This window comes from Prolinoborus fasciculus, from assembly GCF_056724605.1.
Window position 1 is genome coordinate 1 of sequence record NZ_JBWZQN010000185.1, and the last position, 453, is coordinate 453.

1 protein-coding gene is annotated in these 453 nt (G+C 41.1%); it reads left to right on the forward strand.

The window, feature by feature from the left end; genetic code table 11:
• On the forward strand, positions 1 to 453 hold a 453-nt coding region (locus tag AC1P5O_RS16870; protein WP_499006440.1), incomplete at both ends, for an IS3 family transposase.

Genomic DNA, 453 nt, shown 5'->3' on the forward strand with positions numbered 1-453 from the left:
TCTGGCAAAAACTGAAACGTGAAGGCTATATTATTGCACGCTGTACTGTTGCTCGATTAATGAAAAAGCTAGGTATACAAGGTGTTTGGCGAGGTAAGAACAAACAAACCACCCGTAGCCGAGATGATCAAAAAAGAGCAGATGATTTAGTGAAACGTAATTTTAGTGCTGATCATCCAGATCAGCTGTGGGTGAGTGACTTTACGTATATTCAAACTCATTCAGGCTGGGTCTATACCGCCTTTATTATTGATGTGTTCTCACGAGCAATTGTTGGATGGAAAGTATCTACACGAATGAATACAGATATGGTGCTCGATGCATTAGAGCAAGCATTGCATGATCGAGGCATGCCAAAGAATGTGATTCATCATTCCGACAGAGGTGTGCAATATCTTTCCATTCGCTATACCAATCGTTTAGAAGCAGCAAATTTACGAGCATCAGTCGGTA